This is a genomic window from Bacillus sp. ILBB4 (assembly GCF_035064545.1).
In the GTDB taxonomy this organism is placed as follows: Bacteria; Bacillota; Bacilli; order Bacillales; family Bacillaceae_H; genus Priestia.
Map to the genome: position 1 here is coordinate 280804 of NZ_JAIQVD010000005.1, position 25850 is coordinate 306653.

A 25850-nucleotide genomic window follows, 5' to 3' on the forward strand; every position below is an offset into this window, starting at 1 on the left:
TTAGTAGGAAATAAATAATAAGCAAAAAAAGACGCTCTAAAAGAGCGTCTTTTTTATGCGAGCTGCTTTTGTTTAGTTTCTTTTCCTAGAAAAACAACCGAACCAACACCGATTAAAATAGCTCCACAAAAGATTGAGAACGTAACGGTTAAAGACGTACCTTGCGTTGACATATATCCAACTAACAGCGGTCCTAAAATTCCTCCAATTCGTCCAAAAGAAGCAGCCATTCCAGCTCCTGTGCCTCGGATAGATGTCGGATATTGCTCAGGTGTATACGCGTATAAAGCACCCCAAGCACCTAAGTTGAAGAAAGACAACAGCATACCTGCTGTTAGCAGCAGCCAAAGTGACTCCGCATTTCCGAAGATATATGCGCTGGAAGCCGTACCTAACAGATATGTGACCAATACGAATTTTCGGCCCATGCGTTCAATAAACCACGCAGCCGTATAATAGCCAGGCAGTTGAGCTAATGTCATAATCAATACGTATTCAAAGCTTTTGATCAAGCTAAAACCTTTAATGACCATGACGCTAGGTAACCATAAAAACATGCCGTAATATGAAAATACAACGCAAAACCATAGAACCCACAGCATAATGGTAGATTGACGATAAGGCTTAGACCACACGCTTCTTACATTGTCCGCAATCGACGGTTTCTTTTCTTTTGTGGCTTCCACAAACTGAGGAGAATCGGGCAGTTTAATGCGCAAATAAATGGCATAAAACGCTGGAATAGCCGTTAGGATAAGCGCTAGCTGCCACCCGTAAGCTGGGATTACAAAGTAAGAAATAAGCGCTGCCAGTAGCCAGCCGAACGCCCAAAAACTTTCTAACAAGACGACCACTTTACCGCGTTTTTCCGGCGCCACGGTCTCAGAAACAAGTGTAGAAGCAACAGGCAGCTCTCCTCCTAAACCCATTCCAATTAAAAATCGAAATACTAAAAAAGCAGCAAGGGTAGTAGTAAGAGCCGAAAGGCCGCTTGCCACTGAAAAAAGAACAAGTGTTACAATAAAAACGGTTTTTCGCCCAATTCGATCAGCCAGCAACCCGAACACCAGAGCTCCAACCGCCATTCCGATCGAGTTAACGCTGCCTATCCAACTCATTTCAGTAGGGGAAAGTCCCCATTCAGCGTGAAGAGCTGCAATGATAAAAGACAAAATGCCAACATCCATTGCATCGAAGAGCCATCCGAGCCCTGCGATGCCAAGAAGCTGACGTTCTGATAATTGTTTTGTTTTCATGTCTTCCTCCTAGAAGCAAAGAATTTTGCTTTAAGTTTACACCTGTCTTGACATAATGTCACGTCTATTTTAAAGAAAAAATTCAAACGGAAAAGCTCTATACCTAATTGTATAGAGCTAATTTTATTCTTACATTTTATCGTACAGCATTTTTCCAGGCCATGTATACGCCATATGACCGCCGTCTACAGTAATGCAATCACCTGTTACATATGAGATATCATCGGATGCTAAAAATAATACCGCACCTGCTACTTCTTCCGGCTTGCCTAGACGGCCCATCGGATTAACCCATTCATAAGCTTTTCCAAATTTCTTTTCAATTTCCGCTGCGAACTCTTTTACTTTTTCTTCTTCAGTTACATCGATATAGTAGGCGTATGCTTCACCTTCAGCGGTTGCTTTTCCTATACCAGAGCTTGACCCTGTAATAACAGCAATTTTTGATTCTAAACGTCCCAATTGTATCCCTCCGAAAAAATAAATATATAAGTATGTATGTTCATGTACCCATCTATTATTTTGATAAAACGTTGCTAGTTTATACATATGTGAATAGAAATAAAGAGACGCAGCAAAACAAATCCATTGTATAATGAACAGCAGTATGTCAGAAAAAATGAGGTGTTTGCATGAAAGCAATCATAAAAAGTTTTATTAACGGACTCTTAACGATTGTCCCTATTATCCTTGTTATTTATATTTTGGTAAGAGTGTTTAATTTTTTAGACAGCATTTTAGGAAACGTATTGAAGCCCTATATGAAGCAGGATTATATACCGGGGGTTGGGATCTTAGCGACTCTTGTCTTAATTACGTTCTTAGGATGGTTATCCACTCGTTTTTTTGCAGGGAAAATCATTAACTTAATTGACCGATTGTTAGAAAGAATACCGCTTGTTAAAACGCTATATACCGTCATTAAAGATACGTTTCAATCTTTTCTTGGAGAGAAAAAGTCCTTTTCAAAAGTAGTTTTAGTGACGATGCCCGGCACGTCAATGAAAGTCATAGGGTTTGTGACCTCTGAAGAAGTAGAAGAGGTGATTCACTCGTTAAAAGACCATTTCGCCGTCTATGTTCCACAAACTTTTCAAGTAGCTGGTTTTACTTTTTTGATTCCAAAAGAAGAAATTGAATGGTTAGATATTAAGCCGGAAGAAGCAATGAAGTTCGTGTTATCTGGGGGAATATCTAGTTCAAAAGCAGAAAAATAACAGAAGGCTTGTTGAAGCCTTCTGTTATTTTTGTTGAAGTAAGGCTGTTAAAAGATTAAGCGGTTCTTCCAACGATTTAAGTTCCGTTAAATTTCCAACCATGCCTTTTACAATAGCAGCGGTAGGCTTATCTTTTTTTAGCTCCGTTTGTAAAATGTGAAAGCTGTCTGCGTACTCATCAGAAATATGATCGCTGGTGTCTAGCAGATGTTTAATTTCCTCAAGAGCTTGTTTTACCTGCTCATTTTTACTTAGAAAAGTCGTTCGTTCCTTTCCATATATATCTTCACCAAAAGAAGCGGGAATAAGGGGACGAGGTTTTCTAGCTAATAAATCTTCTACTAATACATCAACTCGGTCCATTATGTACTGTGCTACTTCTTTAAAGGTAAGCTCGAATTGATTGAAGATAATAATTTCTAAAAAGGAATGATGAATACCTTCAATCATTTTCGTTAAATCCGAGATATAAGGAGTTACGTCTTCTCCATATACGCTAACGAGGCTTTTACGATGAAAGTAAAACGTTTCTCGTTGCATTTTATGAACAAAGGTCTCCACTTCTTTGTTAAATGGAATAGATTTTTCACGAATTTGCATGATAATAAAATCTCTGTGCTCCGTAATAAATTCATAGAAATAGATGAGCTGATTCATATAGCGGCTGCGGGCATCGTTTACTTCCTCGTCGAGAGCATAAACAGAGCTAAAGAGCTTTTCATAGTAAAAGTTTAGAATTGATAATAAAAGTGCATCCTTAGATTTGAAGTGCAGGTAAAATGCACCTTTTGAAATGTTGCATTCATCTACAATTTCTTGCACAGAGGTAGCATTAAATCCTTTTTTGGCAAAAAGCTTAATCGAAGCTTCAATTATTCTCTTTTCTTTTTCTTTCATGTATTCTACCTCCTTTATTGAACAATTTAGCCATTCATTTCGTTAGATAATAGTATCATACACTAAAAAAGATAAAGGTATATATCAAAGTTAAAACCGGGAGTCAGTTCCTTTAAAAAACGATTTATCGTAAATATGTCTTTATTATGAACATGTTAGGAGAGAGCCTGCTTAGGGTTGACACTGACCGGTTAGTCATTTATATTTTAAGTTGTTGTGACCAATCAGTCAATTTTATTAGTATACATATATTTGAAGGAGGATATGCATTGGGGAAGTTTATTAAATTTTCATTGAAAAATAAATTTGCAGTATGGCTGTTAACACTCTTTGTCATTATTGCAGGGCTGTATTCAGGGTTTAATATGAAACTAGAGACCATTCCTGATATTTCAACGCCTGTTGTAACAGTCACTGCAACTTATCCGGGAGCCACTCCGGAACAAGTGGCAGATAAGGTGAGTAAGCCGATTGAACAAAAGCTTCAGGGACTGAGCGGCGTTGAGACAGTTAGCTCATCTTCTTATGAAAATATGGCTACTATTCAAGTTGAATATAGCTTTAGTAAAGATATGGAGAAGGCAGAAGACGAAGTTAGACGAGCTCTTTCAAACGTAGATCTGCCAGATGATGTAGAGGAACCAAATGTTTCAAGACAAAGCATTAGTGATTTTCCGATTATTTCATTAAGCGTTTCAGATGATAAAAAATCATTAGAAGAATTAACGAAGTATGTAAAAAATACCGTTGTTCCACAAGTTGAAAAAGTGCAAGGGATTTCTTCGGTCAGTGTGTCAGGAGAACAAGTTGAAGAAGCAGAACTTGTATTCAAACAAGACAAGCTCAAGCAGCTGGGACTCGATGAAGATACGGTGAAAAAGCTTATCCAAGCATCTGATGCAAAAGTGCCGGCTGGTACGTATACGATGGATGGATCTCAAAAATCTGTTGTGGTAGACGGAAAGATGACAGCAGAAAAAGATTTGGAAAACTTAGAGATTCCAGCTGTTCCTAGTCAAGGAGCTGCTCAAGATCAGCAACAAGGAATGAGCCAGCAGCAGACACAAGGAGCCGTGCAGCAGGCGCCGTCCGCAGCTTCTATTCCAACTGTGAAATTAAAAGAAATTGCGGATATTAAAGTGACGGGGAAAGCAGAATCTATTTCTCGCACGAACGGAAAACCTTCAATTGCTGTACAAGTTGTCAAAGCGAAGGATGCGAACACAGTAAATGTTGTAAATGATATTAAAGAAAAAATGAATAGCCTAGAAAAGAAAAATAAAGACCTTCACGTTGACAATATTTTTGATCAAGGTAAACCGATTGAAGATTCTGTTCATACGATGCTAAATAAAGCTATTATCGGTGCGGTCTTTGCGGTTATTATTATTCTTTTATTTTTACGTGATATTCGTTCAACGATTATTGCCGTTATTTCGATTCCGCTTTCGTTATTAATCGCCATTTTGGCGCTCAAATCAATGGATATCTCTTTAAATATTATGACGCTTGGAGCGATGACTGTAGCCATCGGAAGGGTTGTAGATGATTCCATTGTCGTTATTGAAAATATTTACCGCCGCATGGCTTATCAGGAAGAAAAGCTTAAAGGAAAAGATTTAATTGTCGCGGCGACGAAAGAGATGTTTGTTCCAATTTTCTCTTCTACAATCGTAACCGTGGCCGTATTCTTACCGTTAGGTCTAGTAGAAGGACCGGTAGGAGAGCTATTCTTACCGTTTGCGTTAACCGTTGTTTTTGCACTGTTAGCATCACTGCTAGTAGCGGTAACACTCGTGCCAATGCTTGCTCATTCGTTATTTAAAACAAATGTAAAAGTAAAAGAAGAAAAACCAAGCAAACTAGCGCACGGATATAAGCGAATTTTGAACTGGACGCTAAACCATAAGCTTATTTCCTTTGGGTTAGCCGTACTACTGTTAGTAGGAAGTTTATTCTTAGTTCCTTCTATTGGCGTGAGCTTCTTATCATCCGATCAAGAAAAAACGCTGACGCTTACGTATACACCGAAAGCCGGACAGTCTCAAAGCGACGTAGAAAAAGCAGCAAATCGCGCAGAAGCGTACTTGATGAAGCGAGATGGTGTCAAAACGGTTCAGTATTCGTTCGGTGAAGGTAACTCTTTTAATCCGGGAAGCAAAAATAACGTTTTAACATTTGTGCAATATGACGAGGATACACAAAACTTTGATAAAGAGCAGGATAAAGTATTAAAAGCTCTTAATAAACAAGCGAATCAAGGTGAATGGGGCTCAATGAATACGGCGTCTAGCGGCAGCAATAATTCATTAAACGTCCTTATTTACGGAGATAGCTTAGATGAAATCAAACCTTATGCTGATAAAGTTCAGCATGTTTTAGAAAAGCATAAAGAACTGAAAAATGTCGATTCTACGCTTTCAGATACGTTTGATGAATATACGCTAGTACCGAATCAAAAGAAAGCCGCTGAACTGGGCTTGTCTGCTAGTCAAATCGGCATGCAAATTTCGAACCTTGGACAGCGTGAAGTATTAACGACTATCCAAAAAGACGGAAACGAAATTAACGTATACCTTCCAAAAGAAAAAGAGGATTTCTCTACTTTTGCCGAACTTTCAAGCACAAAAGTGACCTCTCAAACTGGACAGGAAGTTACATTAAATGAAGTTGTCGATATTAAAAAAGGTAAAACATCGAATACGGTAACTCGCCGTGATAATAAAATTTATGCAGAGGTAAGTGCCGATATTAAGAGTGACGATGTAGGCGGCGTTTCTTCTAACGTCCAAAAAGAAGTGAAGAAAATTGATTTGCCAAGTGATATGGATATTAACTTTGGCGGAGCATCAGAGCAAATTAATGACTCATTTAGTCAATTAGGAATTGCTATGCTCGCAGCCATCGGTATCGTGTACTTCGTACTAGTACTGACATTTGGTGGAGGGCTAGCACCATTTGCTATCTTATTCTCACTTCCATTTACACTCATCGGTGCACTAGTGGCGCTTTTAATCTCTGGAGAAACGATCAGCATATCTTCGATGATTGGAGCTCTTATGCTGATTGGAATTGTGGTAACAAATGCAATTGTGCTGATTGACCGCGTGATTCATAAAGAGCAAGAGGGTCTGTCGACGCGTGAAGCGTTACTAGAAGCTGGAATGACACGTCTTCGCCCGATCTTAATGACAGCTATTGCAACGATTGGTGCACTGCTTCCATTAGCTTTTGGATTTGAAGGTGGAGGCCTTATTTCAAAAGGGCTAGGGGTTACGGTAATCGGAGGACTAACAAGTTCTACGCTGCTTACGCTCATTATCGTTCCAATTGTCTATGAGTTTTTTATGAAGTTTAAGCGCAAAAAAGTAAAAAAATAGAAGTGAAACAAATTTCCGCTTTTGAGGTGAATAGCGATGAAGTCAATTGATAAACTAATGAAACAGCTGATTCAACAAGGAATTAAAGCAAAGAAAGTAACGATTGATAAATCAAAGCGCCAGCAGTGGATGTCCATGTCACTGCCTAAAACGGCATGGCAGCATTCAAAATAAAAAAGAGCTGACTTAGAGTCAGCTCTTTTTTTATTAACGATCTGTATCTTCAAATGATCCTTCTTGATAGGCATCGCTTACTTGCTCATGTGTTTCTGCTAGACCTTGTGAGAGTGCATCTTGTCGGTTATAATCTTCTGTTTCGAACTGACGGTCAGCCATTTCATTTGTATCAGGCTGCTTTTTAGGCTGTTTTTTTGAATTCATTTTCACCACTCCTATTTAATAAAGTGAGACCACGGTTAGTGTGCGATGAAAGGAAATACATTATACATGCAAAAAGAGCTTCGATTCGTCGAAGCTCTTTCTTTCATATTATTATTGTTTTTTATCTAAGAAGATTTTTTCAATATCATCAAGTACGATATTAGCTGCTAACACACCGCCTGCTGTATTCCAAGTAGCATCATCTACTTTATGAACATGGTCTTCTTGAGCTACTTTTAACTTTTTGAAAAGCGGATCGTTTATCCATTCTTTTTCAAGCTTTGTTGCTTCGCCGTCTCCCGTTTCATAAGAGAAGTAGAATAGCTGATCGCCGTCCATTGCCGGAATGCGTTCTTTTGTTGCATTCATTTCAGCAAAATCATTTTTGTCTTGAGATTCAGGGCGAGCAAAGCCAAGCTGATCTAAAATAACGCCTGAGAACGAATCTTTATGATAGATACGAACGTCTCCAGCTGTAAAGCGTACAACTGAGATTTTTTGTTTTAACTGATTACCCAGACGTTTCTTTAAATCAGCTACGCGATTGTCGTAGTCCGCTAATACTTCTTTACCTTTTTCTTCTTTATTTACAGCTTTTGCATATAGCTTAAAGTTTGATTTCCAGTCTCCGCGCAGTTCTTCAGAGAAGACAGTCGGAGCAATTTGACTCAGCTGATCGTATACTTTTTCTTGGCGCATTTTATTTCCGATAATCAAGTCAGGTTTTAAAGCTGCGATTGCTTCTAAGCTTGGCTCGCTTTCTGTACCTACACTTTTAACGCCTTTCATCTGACCTTTAATATGGTCATACCACGGATTTCCTAACCATGATTGAACAGCACCCACAGGCTTTACACCCATTGCAAGAAGAGCTTCAGTACCTTCGTTTGTTAAAACGACCACTCGTTTAGGTGTTCCTTTAATCTCTGTTTTATCCATTGCGTGCTTTACTGTATAAGTTTCGCCAGAACCTTCCGTTTTTTCTTTTTTATCGCCGTCAGCGCTGTTTGAATTACCGCAGGCTGCCAGCACAAGCAGTGTCATAATGGTAAGAATGGATAACAAATATGACAACTTGCCTTTAGAATATGTATTCACATCTCTTCCCCCTCTTAAGTGATAATGATTTTCATTAACAATTAAGATAATATTCTAACTTTTAAGCGGTGTCAATTAAAAATTGAAAATGATTCTCAAAATCATTGACACTTTTTTCAATGTTTCCTAAACTAAAGGTTAGATATATATAGGAATCATCTTAGAGGAGAGCAATGAAAATGATGCTACGCAGTGTTCAAATGAAAGTAATGGGGCTCATCATTGGAATCATGCTGCTTTTAATCTGTATTGGATTAAGTATCGTACTCGGATACACAGATACAAGTATCAAGACAGCATTTGAAGCTTTTCAAGCGTTTAACGGTTCGAATGAGCACATAGTTATTCAAAATATTCGATTGCCGCGCGCTATAATCGGTGCTGTGGTAGGTATTTGTTTAGGAATTGCAGGAGCAATGATGCAGGCGTTAACGAAAAACCCACTTGCTTCACCGGATATTATTGGTGTGAACGCTGGGGCCAGCTTTTTTATTGTTGTTGCAGTGATGATTTTTTCGGTCAATTCACTTCAAGCTTTTACATGGATTGCATTTGTAGGAGCGGCATTAACCGTAGTGGTTGTCTATTTTCTTGGGTCCATCGGAAAAGAAGGATTAACGCCTATTAAATTGACGCTCGCAGGAGCGGCTATTGCAGCCTTTTTCTCTTCTTTAACACAAGGACTGCTGGCTGTGGATGAATCTTCACTTGATCAAGTTCTCTTTTGGCTGGCTGGATCTGTGCAAGGACGCAAGGTGGAAATGCTGTATGGCATACTGCCTTATATAGTACCAGCAATCATTGTCACGTTTTTTATCGCTTCAAAAATTAATATTTTAACGATTGGTGAAGATGTAGCTAAAGGATTAGGTCAAAGAACGGCTCTTGTCAAAATTATAAGCGGCATCATTATTGCCATTTTAGCTGGTGGAGCCGTTGCAGTAGCCGGTCCGATCAGCTTTGTCGGAATTATTGTTCCTCATGTTGTAAGAGCAATTGTAGGACAAGATTATCGTTGGGTATTTCCCTATAGCGCGGTTGCCGGCGGGATCTTAATTTTATTAGCCGATGTTGCGGCCAGGTATGTCATTATGCCTCAAGAAATCCCTGTTGGAGTCATGACTGCTGTTATTGGTACACCTTTCTTTATCTATATGGCAAGGAAAGGGGCAAAGGCGTCATGAAAACATACTTATCTCTTCGCTTAAAGAGAATTTCATTTTTGGTTAACATAAAAGCAGCTCTGATCATTATTGGATTTTCAGCTGCACTTGTTGCTCTCTTTTTATTGAGTGCAGGTACGGGTGACTTATTTATTAATCCACTTCGTGTGATTAAAATTTTAGCGGGTCATGGATTGGAGTTTGAACGATTAGTTGTTACATCTTTCAGACTTCCACGCATTATTGTTGCCATTTGTGCCGGTATTTGCCTAGCTATTGCAGGCGCTATCTTGCAGGGGCTTGTGAGAAATCCGCTTGCTTCACCAGACTTAATTGGATTAACAGGAGGAGCGTCAGTCGGTGTAGTGTTATTTTTGACACTATTTAGTGATAAAAGCAACTCGTTAACCGTAAGTATTAATTGGATGCCTGTTAGCGCATTTTTAGGTGCAGTGGCAGTGGCGCTTTTACTTTATGTGTTTGCCTGGAAAAATGGCGTCTCTCCTATTACACTAGTATTAATAGGAATTGGATTAACAGCGTTAACGAAAGCTATGACCACGCTGTTTATGATTATGGGTCCTATCTATCGCGCCAGTCAGGCAAATATTTGGATCACAGGAACGGTGTATGGCTCAAATTGGGCCAGTGTTTCCATACTAGTTCCTGTTACAATAGGGCTAGTTATAATCACGATTTTAATGATTCGAAATTTAAATGTTCAAGAATTAGGTGAAGAAATTGCGACTAGCGTTGGAAGTCGCGTTCAAAAAAATCGTTTGGCACTATTGCTGATGAGTACAGCTTTAACAGGAAGCGCCGTTGCATTTGCCGGCGGAATTAGCTTTGTAGGATTGCTTGCTCCACATATTGCCCGAAAGCTGGTAGGTTCTTCATTCGGAGCTTTAATACCGCTATCGGCACTAATCGGAGCGATTTTAATCACAGCAGCAGATTTAATTGGCCGAACATTTTTCTTGCCAATCGAAGTGCCAGCAGGTGTATTTACAGCTGCAATTGGCGCACCGTACTTCATTTATTTACTATACAAACAAAGAAACGTATAGCATTCTTTGTAGAAGGAGCGATTCGCATGCATTCGTTAGAAACAAAATCGCTAACATTATCATATGGAGAAGCGATGATTATAGATGAGCTTGACGTTACCATCCCAAAGGGTGAGATTACGGTTTTTATCGGCAGTAATGGATGCGGAAAATCTACGCTGCTGCGTTCACTAGCAAGATTATTAAAGCCACATGCCGGCTCTATTTTACTAGAAGGCTCTAAAATTTCCTCTCTTCCGACAAAGGAAATTGCAAAGCAGCTAGCAATCCTTCCGCAAGGTCCTGTTGCACCTGAAGGGTTGACAGTGCTTCAGCTTGTTAAACAAGGGCGCTATCCGTATCAAAATTGGTTCCGTCAGTGGTCTCAAGAAGATGAAGAAAAAGTACAAAATGCACTCGAAGCAACAGGGTTAGCAGACTTGGCTGATCGTCAAGTTGATTCGCTTTCTGGAGGACAGCGTCAGCGCGCATGGATTGCTATGACATTAGCACAAGATACGGATATTATTTTACTTGATGAACCGACAACGTATTTAGATATGACGCATCAAATTGAGATCTTGGACTTGTTGTTTGAACTGAATGAAAAAGAAAATCGTACCATCGTAATGGTGCTGCATGATTTAAACTTAGCCTGCCGCTATGCTCATCATATTGTGGCGCTTCAAGATAAAAAAATCTATGCAGAGGGAAGACCAGAAGAAGTCATTAACTGCGATTTAGTACAGCGAGTCTTTAATATGAACTGTGAAGTGACGGTGGATCCGTTATTTGGAACGCCTCTTTGTATTCCTCATGGGCGCGGACGATGTATTGTGAATAAGCTGCGCGTTGAAACGCAGCATGCTCAATAAGAAAGAGCAAAGCGAGTTAGCAGAAAAATTCCGCTGTACGTTTAAAGATAACTCGCTGTATAGGTTGTCTCCCTCCAGCTGCATGGACGAAAGCACGCTGAGGATGCAGCTGCTGTGGATTCAACAGACGATGGAGGCTGATAACTTGAGAGCAGCTGCTTCCATGTTAGCGAAACGGTATAGCTTTGTTGTGGTGGCGGCTTTGTATTCATTTATTGTGTTTCAAAAAAAGATAAACGCATCGACTAAAAATGTTTCGTTGCATACAGAAGACGCTGAAACGATGTGGCTCCCAAAAGTGTTTATCTCAGAAATTGAGACGAAAGAAGTAACAGAGGACAATCGGAAAATTCTTCTTGATGAACTTCTTGATGAATTGTTTGCTCATCAGATTGAGCCGATATGGTCATCGCTGCGTAAAGTGACAAAAATCTCGAAGCTGACTCTATGGGAAAACGTAGCTGTTTATATCCACTGGCTTTATGATTTGCTTTTGGCAAATGAAGAAATAGAAAATGTGCAAGTACAAAAGAATTTACGATACGTGTTGGAAGAAGCTGAGGGTCATCACTTTGGTTCATACCATCATAATCCGTTTGCTAGGTACAGTTCACTTCCTCCATATGTAGAGAAGCAAAAGCAGGAGATAAGAGGTCGGCAAACGTGCTGTTTGTCTTACCAAACAGGAGATAAAAAGACTTATTGTCGAACGTGTCCGGTTATTTGTAAACCAAAGAAAGGAGTGATTGTGCATGAGTAAAACCTTTCAAGAGCAATTCGACGGTTTGATTGAAAAGTATACGGAACTAATGGTTGGTCAAAGTGACGAACAGCTGCAGGAAAAAGTGAAAATGTGGGCACTTTACAACCATATCTCAAAATCCATGCCGCCTTTAACAAAGCATTGGAATCAATTATATCCAGAAGCAAAAGCGGAAATGGTCGAGATTGTGAAGGAAATAAAAGAGCTGAATGAAGCGCATCGAGCGTCACAGCGAAAACCAGAATAAAAACATTCATCACAAAGCTGATGGATGTTTTTTTATCAAAAAGCTCTCGGTCGCTTTTTGATTTTGTATGCATACGTTAATAAAGGGTGCCTATCTATCTAGTTTAAAAAATGGTAAAATTAATGATAATTAAATAAATTTTGTGAGGCGTATGACAAGTGAAGGCGGGGGGTTGCTTTGGAACAAACGATAAGAAACTTTTTTTTATTGTTATCAAAAAGCAAAAAGTTAACAAAGCTGGCTAAGCGCTATGGCTTACGTTTTGGAGCAGCACGTTTTGTTGCAGGGGAAACCATCGATGAAGCTGTTAGTGTGATAAAAAAGTTAAATGAACAGGGATTAAAAGTAACGATTGATTATCTTGGCGAGTTTGTGGAAAGTGAAGCTGAAGTTGATCATGCTGCAGCTCAATGCATAAAGGCCATTCACCTTATACACAAAGAAAGATTAGATTCAGAAATTTCTTTAAAATTAACGTCTATGGGACTGGATATTTCAGAGGATTTGGCACTTCATCATATGCGGCGTATTCTTGAAGAAGCGGAAAAATATAGCGTATTTGTGACGATTGATATGGAGGACTATAAGCGATGCAGCAAGACGATTAAGCTATTTAAACAATTAAAAAATGAGTATGAACACGTAGGGACGGTGCTTCAAGCATACTTATATCGAACAGAAAGTGACGTCCGTGAATTAGATGCTTATGCTCCTAAATTAAGGTTAGTGAAAGGGGCGTACAAAGAAGCAGCAGACGTGGCGTTTCCTGATAAAGAAGACGTAGATGAAAACTTCAAAAACATAATTGGACTCCACTTATTAAACGGTCACTACACAGCAGTTGCTACTCACGATGAACGAATCATTCAGTATGCAAAAGAGTTTGTTAAAAAGCATGGAATTTCAATGAATCAGTTTGAATTTCAGATGCTATACGGCATTCGATCAGAAAGGCAAGTTCAGCTCGTAGCAGAACAATATAAAATGAGAGTGTACGTTCCTTATGGAACGGACTGGTATGGGTACTTTATGAGGCGCCTTGCAGAAAGACCTGCAAATGTCGCATTTGTCTTAAAAGGAATTGTAAAAAAATAATAATGAAATGGTCGTGATGACAAAGTAAGAAATAATCAAAAATCGAACATGATTCGATTACTCATGTTCGATTTTGAGGTTAATGTCCTTGAGTGTTATGCTTTGTGTACTGTTGGTTTTGAGATGTCTTTTTGCCGCGTCCGTGCGGTTCATTGACCGGTCCAGCATTTCCTTTAACGCTTGCTGCGCTTACGCCTGCTGACGATGGATCCTTCTTTAATTTGCTCACAAAATCACCTCCTGTGTATTAAGATAACCAAACACATTAAAAATAGTTAGAGATAATATTGTGAATATATTGCGAAAATTTAAAAAATGTTTTATAGTAAAAACAGAGATTAACAGTGACTCTCTTTTTTTACGCATAAAATGAATGACCATTCATTCAATATATTAAAGGGGATGTGGGGATAATTATGAACATAAAAAAAGCCGCCGTTTTAGGTTCAGGAGTTATGGGCTCTGGAATTGCAGCTCATTTAGCAAATGTAGGAATTCCAACGCTTTTGCTAGACGTGGTTCCAACTTCATTAACAGCAGACGAGGAAAAAAAGCAGCTAACGCTTGAAGATAGGCAAGTGAGAAATCGGTTGAGTACAACTGCTCTAGCTAAATTAACGAAGCAAAAACCGGCGCCTTTAACGTCGAAGTCATCACTATCGTTAATTACTCCAGGAAATCTTGAAGATCATTTACAGCAGTTAAGCGACTGTGATTGGATTATTGAAGTAGTAGTGGAACGTCTTGATATTAAACAGCAGTTGTTTGAAAGAATTGACAGTGTACGAAAAAAAGGAAGTATTGTAAGTTCAAATACTTCAGGAATATCGATCCACGAAATGGCTAAAGGACGCTCAGAAGATTTTAAAGCGCATTTTTTAGGAACGCACTTTTTTAATCCACCGCGTTATTTAAAGTTATTAGAAATCATTCCAACTCATGACACAAAATCAGAAATTGTTGAATATATGAAAACGTTTGGTGAAGATGTATTAGGTAAAGGAGTAGTTATTGCAAAAGATACGCCTAACTTTATCGCCAACCGTATCGGTACGTACGGTTTACTTGTGACCGTTCAAGAAATGTTAAAAGGTAATTACAGCGTGGGAGAAGTTGACTCTGTGACGGGCCCCTTAATTGGAAGACCAAAAAGCGCAACGTTTCGAACGTTAGACGTAGTGGGACTAGACACATTTATTCATGTGGCCAACAATGTATTTGACAAAGTAGAAGGCAAAGAAAAAGAAGTGTTCGATGTCCCTTTATTTATGAAACAAATGCAGGAAAATGGCTGGCTGGGAAGCAAGTCGGGGCAAGGCTTCTTTTTGAAGAAAGGAAAGGAAATTTTGGAACTTGATCCTAGTACACTTCAATACGTCGAGAGAAAGAAGTTAAAAACAGCTTCTACCGAATTAAGCAAGCAGGCAAAAGGGCTGCAAAATAAAATGAAAGCGCTTGTATATTCGGATGATCGTGCCGGCCAGCTTCTTTGGAATGTGATCAGTCCCGTTCTTGTATATGCAGCACAGTTAAAAAATGAAATCGCCGACGATATCGTGGCCATTGATCAAGCTATGAAGTGGGGATTTGGTTGGAAAATGGGTCCTTTTGAGACGTGGGATGCAATTGGTTTAGAAAAGTCAATTGAGAAGATGGAGCAGTCTGGCTTAGCAGTTCCGCAATGGGTAAAACAAATGCAGGAAAATGGATTTACAAGCTTCTATAAAGAAATGGAAGGTCAAACGCTTTACTACGAAGATGATGAGTATAAAGCAGTAAAAGAAAATAAAAAGGTGATTCACCTGTCATCTTTACGTTCTCAAAATAATGTCATTTTAGAAAACAGCGGAGCGAGTTTAATTGATTTAGGAGATGATGTGGCGTGCCTGCAGTTCACCTCTCCTAACAATGCAATCGGGCTAGACATTATTAGCTTATTAAATCAGTCTCTTGAAGAAGTGAATAAGAACTATAAAGGGCTGGTCATAGGAAATCAAGGGAAAAATTTCTGCGTTGGCGCTAACTTAGCTATGATTTTAATGGAAGCACAAGATGACAATTATTTTGAAATTGAATTTGTTATTAAACAATTTCAACAGGCAATGATGAAGGTGAAATATAATGAAAAGCCGGTTGTTGCAGCTCCATTTGCGATGACTCTCGGAGGCGGAGCAGAAATTTGCTTACCGTCAGCTAAAATCCAAGCTTCTGCTGAAACTTACATGGGCCTTGTAGAAGTAGGAGTCGGACTCATTCCTGGTGGAGGAGGTAATAAGGAGCTTTATATCAAACAGCTAAATGGTTTACCTAACGGTATAACGCTCGATCTCCAGCAAATTGCCAATAAAACATTTGAAACAATTGCTACTGCAAAAGTATCTACTTCTGCTGCAGAAGCTAGACAGCTAAACTTTTTAAACCGCCATGATGGCATCAGCGTAAACGGAGATCACTTGCTGAATGATGCGAAGAACTCAGTCCTTGCTTTACATGACACGGGCTATAAACCACCTGTAAGAACTAAGATTCCTGTGGTTGGAGAAACAGGATATGCAACGTTGCTGCTAGGAGCCCAATCCATGAAGTATTCAGGATATATATCAGAACATGATTATAAAATTGCTAGTAAGTTAGCATTTGTGTTAGCCGGAGGACGTGTAGCGTTTGGTTCGGAAGTTGATGAAGAGTATTTACTGGACTTAGAGAGAGAAGCATTTTTAAGCCTTGTTGGAGAAGCGAAGTCTCAAGAACGTATGCAGCACATGTTAGTTAAAGGAAAACCACTGCGTAATTAAGGGGGAGAAAAAATGAGAGAAGCAGTTATTGTAGCAGGTGCTAGGACACCGGTTGGAAAAGCAAAAAAAGGTTCACTGGCAAGTGTTAGACCGGACGATTTGGGGGCCATTGCGGTTAAAGAAACTCTTCGCCGAGCAGGAGGATACGAAGGACCAATTGATGATTTAATTATTGGTTGTGCGATGCCTGAAGCAGAACAAGGTTTGAATATGGCTCGAAATATTGGCGCTCTTGCGGGTTTGCCTTATACGGTGCCAGCAATAACGATTAATCGTTATTGTTCATCAGGTTTGCAAAGTATTGCCTATGGTGCAGAACGAATTATGCTAGGGCAAGCCAAAGCAGTGTTAGCTGGAGGAGCAGAATCAATGAGTTTTGTTCCGATGTTTGGAAACGTAGCGCGTCCGAATGTTCAGCTGGTTGAAAATGCGCCGGAATATTATATGGGCATGGGACATACAGCAGAACAAGTGGCCATGAAATACGGCATTTCACGTGAAGACCAGGACGCGTTTGCTGTACGCAGCCATCAAAAAGCAGCAAAAGCACTTCAAGAAGGGAAGTTTAACGACGAAATTGTTCCGGTGGAAGTGACGCTTCGAAAAGTGGATGAAAACAATAAGCTCCGTGAACAAAAGCTGATGTTCTCTCAAGATGAAGGAGTTCGTCCTGGCACAACTGCGGATGTATTAGGGAAACTTCGTCCAGCTTTTTCGGTTAAAGGATCCGTAACAGCTGGAAACTCTTCGCAGACAAGTGACGGAGCTGCATCCGTTTTTCTAATGGATAAAGAACAAGCTGAAGCAGAAGGGTTAAAGCCTTTGCTTAAGTTTCGCTCATTTGCAGTTGGAGGAGTTCCGCCTGAAGTAATGGGGATTGGCCCGGTAGCTGCCATCCCTAAAGCTCTTAAACTAGCAGGGCTGGAGCTTTCTGATATCGGATTGTTTGAATTAAATGAAGCATTTGCTTCTCAAGCACTTGGTGTTATTCGTGAATTAAATATTAATGAAGATAAAGTAAATGTAAACGGAGGCGCTATTGCCTTAGGTCATCCATTAGGCTGTACCGGAGCTAAGCTGACTCTTAGCTTAATGCACGAAATGAAGCGTCGAAATGAGCAGTTTGGAATTGTCACGATGTGTATTGGCGGAGGAATGGGAGCTGCTGGTGTATTTGAATTGTTAGCATAATCATTTCAAAGGGGGATATGAACATGTCAAATAAAACAAAACAAATGATTAAAGGTGGAAGCTTTTTAATTGAAGAAGGCGATGCAAGCCGCGTCTACACGCCGGAGGATTATACATCTGAACAAAAGATGATTGCCAAAACGACAGATGAATTTGTAGAAAATGAAGTCCTTCCACAAGTGGAATATTTAGAAAAGCATGAGTTTGACCGTTCTGTCAAGTTATTAAAACAAGCTGGTGAATTAGGGTTACTTGGTGCAGATGTACCGGAAGAATACGGCGGACTCGGTTTGGATAAAATTACCTCCGCTTTAATTGCTGAAAAAATGTCTCGAGCAGGCGGGTTTTCCATCACTCATGGTGCTCACGTAGGAATTGGGTCATTGCCAATCGTCTTATTTGGAACAGAAGAGCAAAAACAAGCATATTTACCTGCTTTAGCAGTTGGGGAAAAAATAGCCGCATATGCGTTAACAGAACCTGGTTCTGGTTCCGATGCCCTCGGTGCTCGCACAACAGCTCGCCTTAACGCCGAAGGCACACACTATGTGTTAAATGGAGAAAAGCAGTGGATTACGAATGCCGGATTTGCTGATGTGTTCGTGGTGTATGCGAAAATCGACGGCGATAAATTTTCTGCTTTTATCGTTGAACGCCAATTCCCAGGCGTTTCGGTTGGACCGGAAGAAAAGAAGATGGGAATCAAGAGTTCATCAACAAGAACGTTGATTCTTGAAGATGCGCTTGTTCCAAAAGAAAACGTGTTAGGTGAAATTGGAAAAGGCCATGTGATTGCGTTTAACATTTTAAATATTGGGCGCTATAAGCTTGGAGTTGGAGCAGTTGGAGCAGGTAAACGTGCGTTAGAAATTACGTCTCAATATGTTAAACAGCGTCAGCAGTTTAAAACGCCCATTGCTAAATTTTCATTAACCCAAGAAAAGTTAGCAACAATGGCTTCTAAATTGTACGCAACTGAAAGCTCCGTCTATCGTACGGTAGGACTTTTTGAAGACCATATGGGCCAGCTTTCAGAAGAACAGCAAAAAGACGGAAAACAAATTGCCGCTTCCATTGCTGAATATGCCATTGAATGCTCATTAAACAAAGTGTTTGCCACGGAATCTCTTGACTACATCGTAGATGAAGGGGTGCAGCTTCACGGAGGCTATGGTTTTATGAGCGAGTATGAAATTGAGCGCCTGTATCGTGATTCTCGCATTAACCGTATTTTTGAAGGAACAAATGAAATTAATCGACTCTTAGTACCAGGCACATATTTACGCAAAGCGCTAAAAGGAGAGCTTCCGCTGCTTCAAAAAGCACAAACGCTTCAAGAAGAATTGATGATGCTTATGCCGCAGGAAGTAGGAAATGAGCCGTTAGATCAAGAAAAAATGCTTGTGCAAAATGGGAAGAAAATTGCGCTCTTGCTTTTAGGTCTAGCTGCACAGAAGTATGGTAAAGAATTAGAGAAAGAACAAGAAATTCTCGTTAATATTTCCGATATGATTAGTAACGTATATGCAATGGAATCCACTGTTTTACGTACTGAAAAAGCCATTTCCAAAACAGGTGCAGATCAAAACAGCTTGAAAGTAAAATATACGCAAGTATTTTGCCAAGAAGCATTTAATCGAATTGAAGCAGATGCAAAAGAAACGTTAATTGGCGTTGAACAAGGTGATACGCTTAGAGTCATGCTTTCGTCTCTTCGCAAGTTAACGCGCTATACACCAATCAATGTGATTAGCGTAAAGCGCGAGATTGCAAAAACGCTTTTAGAAGTAGAGAAGTTCACAGTTTAAGGGAAAAGGAGCTCGCTTCGCGAGCTTCTTTTTGTTTAAGAAGCCTCTATCTAGGTAAATGATAAAGGATGTGTTAAAATACGAAAAAAGCTTAAAATAAAGGGTGGTTGACGAAATGTCATTATTTTTTTATTCATATCCAAAGTGTGGTACGTGCCGAAAAGCAAAGAAGTGGCTGGATGATAACGGAGTAGCGTATGAAGAAATTCATATTGTAGAAAACCCGCCAACAAAAGAGCAGCTGCAATCTTATTATCAGAACAGCGGCTTAGAATTAAAAAAATTCTTTAATACAAGCGGTAAAAAGTATCGCGAATTAGGGCTTAAAGATAAAGTAAGCAGTGCGAGTGAAGACGAACTTCTGTCTATTCTTGCGTCAGATGGCATGTTAATTAAACGTCCGCTGCTAACAGATGGACAAAAAGTAACGCTTGGCTTCAAAGAAGAGCAGTTTGAGGACGTGTGGAAGTAAGTTTTCAAATAGAAAATTTTTACCTTTTACGTTACACTGTTAATAGGAAGTTATTTTAGGTTGTAGAAAGTGTTCTCCACGTTGAAGGCGCTTTTTATATAAACAAATTACGATACATATTTTGGAGGGATTAAGATGAGTACACCAAAAGATTTGCGTTATTCTGAAGAGCATGAATGGGTAAAAACAGAAGGAGACGTTGTCCGCGTAGGTATTACGCATTTCGCTCAAGCTGAGCTTGGCGACATCGTATTCGTTGAACTGCCAGAAGTAGGAGCAACAGTAGAAGCTGACGAGCCGTTTGGCAGCGTTGAATCAGTAAAAACAGTTTCTGAGCTTTATGCACCAATTAGCGGTGAAGTTGTAGCAGTCAACGACAACTTAAGCGATAGCCCTGAGCTTGTTAATGAATCTCCATACGAAGAAGCATGGATGATTACAATCAAACCGTCTGATGCTTCTCAAGTAGACAAGCTAATGACAGCAGAGCAATACGAAGAAATGACAAACGAAGGATAATATTCCTCCATAAATTGTCTTTATGAAAAGTTTTTGACTGGACACTCTATTAGTAAACAAGCTAAAGGAGTGTCTTTTTATGTTTGAAAAACAAAAAATGGACGTTACAGATCGCGTTACAGCTAAATTTCATGACGGCGGCATGAAATTATATGTTGATAAGCAGCCAATTGGTGAAGTTAGTTACGGAACAAGCGGCAATGAATACCGCTTTGAAGAAGGGTATTCGCAAGAAAATAATAAGTTCTACCAATATACGGATGTACAAAAGCAAGGTGAAACGCAAAAATATACAGACTGCGACGAAGAAGCAGGATGGTGCTAAACAGTGGCAACTGCCGCTGTTTTTCTTGTTTTATGGAAACAATATGGCCTAAGCTGCCTTTTAAAACAGTTCTTTCTTGCAAATTTCTTTTAAAAAACAGGTGAACTGTGATACATTAACGAATATTGTATAGCATAAAGAAATGATGTTACTATACAACTGACGATTATGGGTGATGAAAATGGGGCTAATTGAAATCGAAAAAGTAATTATTGTCGAAGGAAAATCAGATAAAAAACGTATCCAAGATATCATTCGAGAACCAATTGAAATTATCTGTACAAACGGTACAATTAGTTTATCAAAGCTGGATGAAATTATTGACTTTACGTTTAACAAAGAGGTATACATACTCGTTGACTCTGATGATTCAGGGAATAAGCTAAGAAAACAATTTAAACGAGAGCTTCCGGAAGCAGAGCATCTATATATTGATAAAATGTACCGAGAGGTTGCTGCCGCCCCTAGACATCACATAGCAACAGTATTACTGAGTGCCAATATCGATGTTAATGCAGAATTTTTAACATAAAAGGAATGAGCAACATGCAAGAATGGAGCGAAAAACAGCTTGACGATCAGTTAAAAGAAGGACAAAGAGCGTTTATCTTTTTCCATACACCTTTTTGCGGGACATGTCAGCTGGCAAAAAAAATGTTAACCGTAGCAGAAGCGATGCTGCCCGGTGTGACCATCGGAATGAGCAATTTAAATTATATGCCTTCAAAAGCAGAAGTATTTTCAATTGAAAGTGTACCTTGTTTGATTGAAGTGAAAAATGGCGAAATGGTAAAAAAACTCTATGCGTTTCATTCTATCGAGCACGTACTTGAAGAGCTTCGATAATCAAACGTTTGTTTAAAATGAAGAAATTGAAAGAGAGCAAACCGTTGGGGCTGTTGAAATCTTGGGATATTATCCCAAGAACAAAATCTGTTGACAGCCTATCTGACACATGCTAAAATCACACTCATGAATGTTCATAAATGAATGAATATTTCCCAAAAACAAAATAATTGTTGCGAACTCTTATCAAGAGAGGTGGAGGGACTGAGCCCTGTGAAACCCGGCAACCGTCAGACTAACTGAAATGGTGCCAATTCCTGCAAAGCTATGCGCTTTGAAAGATGAGAGAAAGGATTAAATATCGAGCCTTTCTGTCATGCGCAGAGAGGCTTTTTTAATGAGGAAAATTGTTTTACGGCTTTTTCATCCTATAGGGCAACCTAACATAATTAAGTTTTTACTAAAGAAGGTGAAGAAATATGATTACATTAACAGACGTTACAAAAATTTATCAGGCTAAAAGCGGTCAAGTAACAGCTGTTGATAATGTGAATCTAACCGTTAACCAAGGTGAAATTTACGGAATTATTGGTTATAGCGGAGCGGGGAAAAGTTCATTAATTCGCTTGCTAAACGGGTTAGAAACACCAACGACAGGAACGGTCGAAGTAGCAGGTAATGATATTGGAAAAATTAAAGGCGGAAAACTCAGAAAAGCTAGACAAGAAATCAGTATGGTGTTTCAGCACTTTAATATCTTGTGGTCGCGTACGGTGCGAGAAAATATTGCCTTTCCGTTAGAAATAGCAGGGATCTCAAAAGAAAAAAGAATGAAACGAGTAGACGAGCTTATCAAGCTAGTCGGGCTTGAAGGGCGTGAAAATGCTTATCCATCACAGCTTAGCGGTGGACAAAAGCAGCGTGTTGGTATTGCTCGAGCGCTAGCCAATAACCCAAAAGTATTGCTGTGTGATGAAGCAACATCAGCGCTTGATCCTCAAACGACAGATTCCATTTTAGATCTGTTAGTAGATATTAATGAGAAGCTAGGGTTAACCATTGTATTGATTACTCATGAAATGCACGTTATTCGTAAAATTTGTCATCGGGTAGCCGTTATGGAAAATGGGGCAGTGGTAGAAGAAGGACAAGTGCTAGAAGTATTCAGAAAACCTAAGCAGCCGATTACAAAACGATTCGTTCAACAGATTTCTGAACCAGAAGAAACGTTTGAAACAATTGAACAAGTACAGGAGTTATATCCAAGCGGGCAAATTATTCAGCTGACGTTTGTTGGCGGAAAAGCAGAGCAACCGCTCATTACAACGATTTTAAAACAGTTTGATGTAACGATTAATATTTTGCAAGGAAAGATTTCTCATACACAAACAGGTTCATACGGAACGTTGTTCGTTCATTTAGACGGAGAATTAACAGAAGTTGAAAAAGTCATTGCATACATTCATGAGCAGCAGGTAGAAGTGGAGGTAATGACAAATGCTTGAGAAACTATTTCCAAACGTTATTTTAGATGATTTTATTCAAGCGACAAATGAAACACTATATATGACGGCTATTTCAGTTATAGCCACGTTTGTTCTAGGTATTTTATTAGGCTTGCTTTTATTTTTAACGTCCAAAGGACAGCTTTGGCAAAACAAACCTTTATATGCCATTGTGTCAGCAGTTGTAAATATCTTTCGTTCCATTCCATTCATTATTTTAATTGTTTTACTGATTCCATTTACCAAAGCATTGGTAGGAAGTATTTTAGGCGCTAATGCAGCGTTACCTGCTCTAATTGTTGGAGCAGCACCATTTTACGCGCGTCTTGTAGAAATTGGTCTGCGTGAAATTGATAAAGGTGTTATTGAAGCTGCTAAATCAATGGGAGCAACAACAAGCACTATTATCTTTAAAGTGCTGTTACCTGAATCGCTGCCAGCTTTAATTTCTGGTTTGACGGTAACGACGATTGCGTTAGTCGGCTATACGGCAATGGCGGGTGTGATTGGAGCTGGAGGTCTCGGGAATCTTGCATATTTAGAAGGATTCCAGCGCAGTCATAATGATGTAACGCTAGCTGCTACGATCTTAATTTTGATTATTGTATTTATTATCCAACTTATTGGAGATGCGATTACTGCAAAAATTGATAAAAGATAAAGGGAGGATTATTTATTATGAAAAAATGGCTTTCGGCTTTAGCACTAACATCTGCGCTAGTAGTAGGATTAGCTGCATGTGGATCTAACAATGGATCAAAAGATGAAAAGAAAATTGTTGTGGGTGCATCTAATACGCCTCATGCTGAAATTTTAGAACAAGCAAAACCGATTTTAGAAAAACAAGGAATCGACTTGGAAATTAAAAAATTCCAAGATTACATCTTACCGAACACAGCTCTTGCAAACAATGAAATTGATGCAAACTACTTCCAGCACGTTCCTTATATGAATTCAGTGCTAAAAGATCACAAGGGTGAAAAAGGGTATGATTTTGTAAGTGCCGGTGCCATTCACATTGAACCAATCGGTATCTACTCTAAAAAATACAAAAGCTTAAAAGATCTTCCGAAAAACGGCACAGTTATTATGCGTGATGCAGTAGCAGAGCAAGGACGTATTTTATCGATTTTTGAAAAAGCCGGCGTAATCAAATTAAAACCAGGCGTAAAGAAAATAGATGCACAAATTAAAGATATCGTAGAAAACCCGAAGAATTTAAAATTTAAAGCCGATGTTGAAGGCGGATTGTTACCTCAAATGTACAAAAATAATGAAGGTGACGCTGTTGTTATCAATGCTAACTATGCTATCGATGCTGGCTTAGATCCAGTAAAAGATCCAATCGCAGTGGAAAGTAAAGAAAATAACCCTTATGCAAACATCATTACGGTTCACAAAGGCGACGAAAATAAAGATACAGTGAAAGCTTTAGTGAAAGTTCTTCACTCTAAAGAAATTCAAGACTACATTAAAGAAAAATACAAAGGCGGAGTACTGCCGGTAAATAAATAATAAAAGAAAAGCGCTTGCCCACTCTGGGCAAGTGCTTTTTTTGTATGCGGGAAAACGAATAACTCTTATTTTTCTCACGCATACTAACCGTGAAAACTTTACTGATGATGGGAGCTGACGTTATGCAGCAAGAAGCACGTCATTCAACTGAGCAAGCACTTCATGATTATAAAATGGGTGTTGGGAAATTTAGTGAAAAATTGCCGGAAGTAACAAAAACGTTTAATGCGTTTACTGAAGCATGTTTTGGAGAAGGTTCTCTTTCTAAAAAAGAAAAGCAGTTAATCGCGTTAGGAATCAGCGTAGTAGCTCAAGACGAGTACTGTATGATTTATCATACAAAAGGCTGCATTGATCAAGGTGCAACTGAGCAAGAAATTTTAGAAGCATGCGGAGTGTCAGCAGCATTTGGCGGAGGCGCAGCGATGAGTCAGTCCGTTACGCTTGTCCAAGAGTGTATTTCAGAACTGACTAGCCAAACGCACTAAGTAAATAAAGTGGGTAAAAAAGCTTGTCTTAGAAGGCTCTATGGAGTCTTTTAAGGCAACTTTTTTATGAGTGGATTTAGTCTTGAAAAACGTACATAATGGTTTAAAACCTTTTGGGTCAAAAGGTTGCTATAAGTTTTCATTTGTTATAAGATTGTAATGAGAATAAAATGAGAATAATTAAAAAGATATAGGTATATCGTTTTTTACTATATACGTCTATAACTGGAGGTTTTAATATGGCAGGGTCAACTTTAACAATTAAAGATCTTCATGTTGCAATTGAAGGTAAAGAAATTTTAAAAGGTGTTAATTTAGAAGTTAAGGGCGGCGAAATCCATGCAATCATGGGACCAAACGGTACTGGTAAATCAACATTATCTTCAGCAATCATGGGACATCCTAAATACAAGGTTACACAAGGAAGCATCACGCTAGACGGCGAAGATGTACTTGAGATGGAAGTAGATGAGCGCGCTCGTGCAGGTCTATTCCTAGCTATGCAATATCCAAGTGAAATCAGCGGGGTAACAAATGCAGACTTCTTACGTTCAGCAATTAATGCTCGTCGTGAAGAAGGCGAAGAAATTTCACTAATGAAATTCATCCGTCAATTAGACAAAAACATGGATTTCTTAGAAATGGATCAAGACATGGCTCAGCGTTACCTAAACGAAGGTTTCTCTGGCGGTGAGAAGAAACGTAATGAAATTCTTCAATTAATGATGCTTCAACCAGGAATTGCAATTTTAGATGAAATCGACTCTGGTTTAGATATCGATGCGTTAAAAGTTGTATCAAAAGGTATTAATGAACTGCGCGGCAGCGAGTTTGGTTGCTTAATGATTACTCACTACCAACGTTTACTAAACTACATTACACCAGATAAAGTTCACGTTATGATGCAAGGTCGCGTTGTGAAATCAGGCGGACCAGAATTAGCACAGCGTCTAGAGGCAGAAGGTTATGACTGGATCAAACAAGAATTAGGTATTGAAGACGAAACTGTAGAGCAAGAAGCTTAAGAG

General features: G+C 39.2%; 27 protein-coding genes, 1 pseudogene and 1 riboswitch. Of the genes and pseudogenes, 22 read left to right on the top strand and 6 right to left on the bottom strand.

The window, feature by feature from the left end; genetic code table 11:
* Positions 1 to 53: 53 nt before the first annotated feature.
* Together LAV82_RS22290 and LAV82_RS22295 are read right to left on the bottom strand one after the other, a co-directional pair.
* The gene (locus LAV82_RS22290) at positions 54 to 1256 is read right to left on the bottom strand and encodes an MFS transporter (protein WP_499716901.1); all 1203 of its coding nucleotides are present in this window, start codon (positions 1254 to 1256) and stop codon (positions 54 to 56) included.
* A 129-nt stretch (positions 1257 to 1385) separates the two neighbouring features.
* Positions 1386 to 1544 (bottom strand): annotated as a pseudogene (locus tag LAV82_RS22295) (SDR family oxidoreductase); the annotation flags it as partial.
* 344 nt (positions 1545 to 1888) lie between these two features.
* On the opposite strand from LAV82_RS22295, the gene LAV82_RS22300 reads away from it, so the two are divergent.
* Positions 1889 to 2473 carry a DUF502 domain-containing protein gene (locus tag LAV82_RS22300; protein WP_328254193.1) on the top strand — a complete coding sequence of 195 codons (585 nt, stop codon included), beginning with the start codon at positions 1889 to 1891 and terminating at the stop codon, positions 2471 to 2473.
* Between the two features lie 24 nt (positions 2474 to 2497).
* Here LAV82_RS22300 and LAV82_RS22305 read toward each other — a convergent pair whose 3' ends face one another.
* Positions 2498 to 3370, bottom strand: a complete 873-nt coding sequence (locus tag LAV82_RS22305; protein WP_029319268.1) for a TetR/AcrR family transcriptional regulator — start codon at positions 3368 to 3370, stop codon at positions 2498 to 2500.
* A gap of 269 nt (positions 3371 to 3639) precedes the next feature.
* Here LAV82_RS22305 and LAV82_RS22310 point away from each other — a divergent pair, with 269 nt between their 5' ends.
* Together LAV82_RS22310 and LAV82_RS22315 are read left to right on the top strand one after the other, a co-directional pair.
* Positions 3640 to 6750 (top strand): efflux RND transporter permease subunit, encoded by a 3111-nt coding sequence (locus tag LAV82_RS22310; protein WP_013059669.1) that lies wholly within the window; start codon positions 3640 to 3642, stop codon positions 6748 to 6750.
* A gap of 36 nt (positions 6751 to 6786) precedes the next feature.
* Positions 6787 to 6924 (top strand): hypothetical protein, encoded by a 138-nt coding sequence (locus tag LAV82_RS22315; RefSeq protein WP_014457868.1) that lies wholly within the window; start codon positions 6787 to 6789, stop codon positions 6922 to 6924.
* A 33-nt stretch (positions 6925 to 6957) separates the two neighbouring features.
* On the opposite strand, the gene LAV82_RS22320 is transcribed toward LAV82_RS22315, so the two are convergent.
* Both LAV82_RS22320 and LAV82_RS22325 read right to left on the bottom strand, forming a co-directional pair.
* Positions 6958 to 7131: a YozQ family protein gene (locus LAV82_RS22320; protein ID WP_013085357.1), complete on the bottom strand. Its 174-nt coding sequence runs from the start codon at positions 7129 to 7131 to the stop codon at positions 6958 to 6960.
* Between the two features lie 111 nt (positions 7132 to 7242).
* The gene (locus LAV82_RS22325) at positions 7243 to 8229 is read right to left on the bottom strand and encodes an ABC transporter substrate-binding protein (RefSeq protein ID WP_081252119.1); all 987 of its coding nucleotides are present in this window, start codon (positions 8227 to 8229) and stop codon (positions 7243 to 7245) included.
* Positions 8230 to 8408: 179 nt separating this feature from the next.
* On the opposite strand from LAV82_RS22325, the gene LAV82_RS22330 reads away from it, so the two are divergent.
* The 6 genes from LAV82_RS22330 to LAV82_RS22355 all read left to right on the top strand — a co-directional run bounded on the left by LAV82_RS22330 (position 8409) and on the right by LAV82_RS22355 (position 13418).
* On the top strand, positions 8409 to 9413 hold the full coding sequence (locus LAV82_RS22330) for a FecCD family ABC transporter permease (protein ID WP_013059666.1): 1005 nt from the start codon (positions 8409 to 8411) through the stop codon (positions 9411 to 9413).
* Positions 9410 to 10459, top strand: coding sequence for a FecCD family ABC transporter permease (locus LAV82_RS22335; RefSeq protein ID WP_499716902.1), 1050 nt, complete (start codon positions 9410 to 9412; stop codon positions 10457 to 10459). The genes LAV82_RS22330 and LAV82_RS22335 overlap by 4 nt, the downstream gene beginning before the upstream one ends.
* Positions 10460 to 10485: 26 nt before the next feature.
* Positions 10486 to 11313 (top strand): ABC transporter ATP-binding protein, encoded by an 828-nt coding sequence (locus LAV82_RS22340; protein ID WP_499716903.1) that lies wholly within the window; start codon positions 10486 to 10488, stop codon positions 11311 to 11313.
* Positions 11303 to 12073 carry an IucA/IucC family C-terminal-domain containing protein gene (locus LAV82_RS22345; protein ID WP_499716904.1) on the top strand — a complete coding sequence of 257 codons (771 nt, stop codon included), beginning with the start codon at positions 11303 to 11305 and terminating at the stop codon, positions 12071 to 12073. The genes LAV82_RS22340 and LAV82_RS22345 overlap by 11 nt, the downstream gene beginning before the upstream one ends.
* Positions 12066 to 12323 carry a YusU family protein gene (locus LAV82_RS22350; RefSeq protein ID WP_013059662.1) on the top strand — a complete coding sequence of 86 codons (258 nt, stop codon included), beginning with the start codon at positions 12066 to 12068 and terminating at the stop codon, positions 12321 to 12323. Before LAV82_RS22345 ends, LAV82_RS22350 begins: the two co-directional genes overlap by 8 nt.
* A 177-nt stretch (positions 12324 to 12500) precedes the next feature.
* Entirely contained in the window at positions 12501 to 13418 is a 918-nt protein-coding gene (locus LAV82_RS22355; protein ID WP_013059661.1) for a proline dehydrogenase family protein, read from the top strand.
* Positions 13419 to 13497: 79 nt separating this feature from the next.
* Here LAV82_RS22355 and LAV82_RS22360 read toward each other — a convergent pair whose 3' ends face one another.
* The gene (locus LAV82_RS22360) at positions 13498 to 13647 is read right to left on the bottom strand and encodes a YuzL family protein (RefSeq protein ID WP_013059660.1); all 150 of its coding nucleotides are present in this window, start codon (positions 13645 to 13647) and stop codon (positions 13498 to 13500) included.
* Between the two features lie 184 nt (positions 13648 to 13831).
* Here LAV82_RS22360 and LAV82_RS22365 point away from each other — a divergent pair, with 184 nt between their 5' ends.
* From LAV82_RS22365 to sufC, 13 genes are all read left to right on the top strand, one after another.
* Positions 13832 to 16213 (top strand): 3-hydroxyacyl-CoA dehydrogenase/enoyl-CoA hydratase family protein, encoded by a 2382-nt coding sequence (locus tag LAV82_RS22365; protein ID WP_211078659.1) that lies wholly within the window; start codon positions 13832 to 13834, stop codon positions 16211 to 16213.
* Between the two features lie 12 nt (positions 16214 to 16225).
* Positions 16226 to 17404, top strand: a complete 1179-nt coding sequence (locus tag LAV82_RS22370; protein WP_013059658.1) for an acetyl-CoA C-acetyltransferase — start codon at positions 16226 to 16228, stop codon at positions 17402 to 17404.
* Positions 17405 to 17427: 23 nt separating this feature from the next.
* Positions 17428 to 19212, top strand: coding sequence for an acyl-CoA dehydrogenase FadE (locus LAV82_RS22375; protein ID WP_499716905.1), 1785 nt, complete (start codon positions 17428 to 17430; stop codon positions 19210 to 19212).
* Between the two features lie 115 nt (positions 19213 to 19327).
* Positions 19328 to 19684, top strand: a complete 357-nt coding sequence (locus LAV82_RS22380; RefSeq protein ID WP_013059656.1) for an arsenate reductase family protein — start codon at positions 19328 to 19330, stop codon at positions 19682 to 19684.
* A gap of 135 nt (positions 19685 to 19819) precedes the next feature.
* The gene (gcvH, locus tag LAV82_RS22385; protein WP_013059655.1) at positions 19820 to 20203 is read left to right on the top strand and encodes a glycine cleavage system protein GcvH; all 384 of its coding nucleotides are present in this window, start codon (positions 19820 to 19822) and stop codon (positions 20201 to 20203) included.
* A gap of 79 nt (positions 20204 to 20282) precedes the next feature.
* Positions 20283 to 20528 carry a YusG family protein gene (locus LAV82_RS22390; RefSeq protein WP_013059654.1) on the top strand — a complete coding sequence of 82 codons (246 nt, stop codon included), beginning with the start codon at positions 20283 to 20285 and terminating at the stop codon, positions 20526 to 20528.
* A gap of 181 nt (positions 20529 to 20709) precedes the next feature.
* Entirely contained in the window at positions 20710 to 21060 is a 351-nt protein-coding gene (locus LAV82_RS22395) for a toprim domain-containing protein (protein ID WP_013059653.1), read from the top strand.
* Positions 21061 to 21074: 14 nt separating this feature from the next.
* A complete protein-coding gene (locus LAV82_RS22400; RefSeq protein ID WP_013059652.1) occupies positions 21075 to 21374 on the top strand; it encodes a thioredoxin family protein in 300 nt (99 codons plus the stop codon).
* Between the two features lie 180 nt (positions 21375 to 21554).
* Positions 21555 to 21662, top strand: a riboswitch (SAM riboswitch).
* A gap of 131 nt (positions 21663 to 21793) precedes the next feature.
* The gene (locus LAV82_RS22405) at positions 21794 to 22819 is read left to right on the top strand and encodes a methionine ABC transporter ATP-binding protein (RefSeq protein WP_013059651.1); all 1026 of its coding nucleotides are present in this window, start codon (positions 21794 to 21796) and stop codon (positions 22817 to 22819) included.
* Positions 22812 to 23480 carry a methionine ABC transporter permease gene (locus LAV82_RS22410; protein ID WP_013085342.1) on the top strand — a complete coding sequence of 223 codons (669 nt, stop codon included), beginning with the start codon at positions 22812 to 22814 and terminating at the stop codon, positions 23478 to 23480. The genes LAV82_RS22405 and LAV82_RS22410 overlap by 8 nt, the downstream gene beginning before the upstream one ends.
* Before the next feature lie 17 nt (positions 23481 to 23497).
* Positions 23498 to 24334: a MetQ/NlpA family ABC transporter substrate-binding protein gene (locus tag LAV82_RS22415; protein WP_013059649.1), complete on the top strand. Its 837-nt coding sequence runs from the start codon at positions 23498 to 23500 to the stop codon at positions 24332 to 24334.
* Positions 24335 to 24456: 122 nt separating this feature from the next.
* Positions 24457 to 24822, top strand: a complete 366-nt coding sequence (locus tag LAV82_RS22420) for a carboxymuconolactone decarboxylase family protein (protein WP_211078559.1) — start codon at positions 24457 to 24459, stop codon at positions 24820 to 24822.
* A gap of 239 nt (positions 24823 to 25061) precedes the next feature.
* On the top strand, positions 25062 to 25847 hold the full coding sequence (sufC, locus tag LAV82_RS22425) for a Fe-S cluster assembly ATPase SufC (RefSeq protein ID WP_211078558.1): 786 nt from the start codon (positions 25062 to 25064) through the stop codon (positions 25845 to 25847).
* Positions 25848 to 25850: the final 3 nt, after the last annotated feature.

Bases quoted from the DNA above. Each gene is read 5' to 3' on its own strand.
- LAV82_RS22290 (WP_499716901.1), bottom strand. From the start codon at position 1,256: ATGAAAACAAAACAATTATCAGAACGTCAGCTTCTTGGCATCGCAGGG.
- LAV82_RS22345 (WP_499716904.1), top strand. From the start codon at position 11,303: ATGCTCAATAAGAAAGAGCAAAGCGAGTTAGCAGAAAAATTCCGCTGT.
- LAV82_RS22320 (WP_013085357.1), bottom strand. From the start codon at position 7,131: ATGAATTCAAAAAAACAGCCTAAAAAGCAGCCTGATACAAATGAAATG.
- LAV82_RS22330 (WP_013059666.1), top strand. From the start codon at position 8,409: ATGATGCTACGCAGTGTTCAAATGAAAGTAATGGGGCTCATCATTGGA.
- LAV82_RS22395 (WP_013059653.1), top strand. From the start codon at position 20,710: ATGGGGCTAATTGAAATCGAAAAAGTAATTATTGTCGAAGGAAAATCA.
- LAV82_RS22405 (WP_013059651.1), top strand. From the start codon at position 21,794: ATGATTACATTAACAGACGTTACAAAAATTTATCAGGCTAAAAGCGGT.
- LAV82_RS22380 (WP_013059656.1), top strand. From the start codon at position 19,328: ATGTCATTATTTTTTTATTCATATCCAAAGTGTGGTACGTGCCGAAAA.
- LAV82_RS22335 (WP_499716902.1), top strand. From the start codon at position 9,410: ATGAAAACATACTTATCTCTTCGCTTAAAGAGAATTTCATTTTTGGTT.
- LAV82_RS22340 (WP_499716903.1), top strand. From the start codon at position 10,486: ATGCATTCGTTAGAAACAAAATCGCTAACATTATCATATGGAGAAGCG.
- LAV82_RS22415 (WP_013059649.1), top strand. From the start codon at position 23,498: ATGAAAAAATGGCTTTCGGCTTTAGCACTAACATCTGCGCTAGTAGTA.
- LAV82_RS22375 (WP_499716905.1), top strand. From the start codon at position 17,428: ATGTCAAATAAAACAAAACAAATGATTAAAGGTGGAAGCTTTTTAATT.
- LAV82_RS22400 (WP_013059652.1), top strand. From the start codon at position 21,075: ATGCAAGAATGGAGCGAAAAACAGCTTGACGATCAGTTAAAAGAAGGA.
- LAV82_RS22300 (WP_328254193.1), top strand. From the start codon at position 1,889: ATGAAAGCAATCATAAAAAGTTTTATTAACGGACTCTTAACGATTGTC.
- gcvH (WP_013059655.1), top strand. From the start codon at position 19,820: ATGAGTACACCAAAAGATTTGCGTTATTCTGAAGAGCATGAATGGGTA.
- LAV82_RS22410 (WP_013085342.1), top strand. From the start codon at position 22,812: ATGCTTGAGAAACTATTTCCAAACGTTATTTTAGATGATTTTATTCAA.
- LAV82_RS22350 (WP_013059662.1), top strand. From the start codon at position 12,066: ATGAGTAAAACCTTTCAAGAGCAATTCGACGGTTTGATTGAAAAGTAT.
- LAV82_RS22370 (WP_013059658.1), top strand. From the start codon at position 16,226: ATGAGAGAAGCAGTTATTGTAGCAGGTGCTAGGACACCGGTTGGAAAA.
- LAV82_RS22305 (WP_029319268.1), bottom strand. From the start codon at position 3,370: ATGAAAGAAAAAGAAAAGAGAATAATTGAAGCTTCGATTAAGCTTTTT.
- LAV82_RS22315 (WP_014457868.1), top strand. From the start codon at position 6,787: ATGAAGTCAATTGATAAACTAATGAAACAGCTGATTCAACAAGGAATT.
- LAV82_RS22420 (WP_211078559.1), top strand. From the start codon at position 24,457: ATGCAGCAAGAAGCACGTCATTCAACTGAGCAAGCACTTCATGATTAT.
- sufC (WP_211078558.1), top strand. From the start codon at position 25,062: ATGGCAGGGTCAACTTTAACAATTAAAGATCTTCATGTTGCAATTGAA.
- LAV82_RS22390 (WP_013059654.1), top strand. From the start codon at position 20,283: ATGTTTGAAAAACAAAAAATGGACGTTACAGATCGCGTTACAGCTAAA.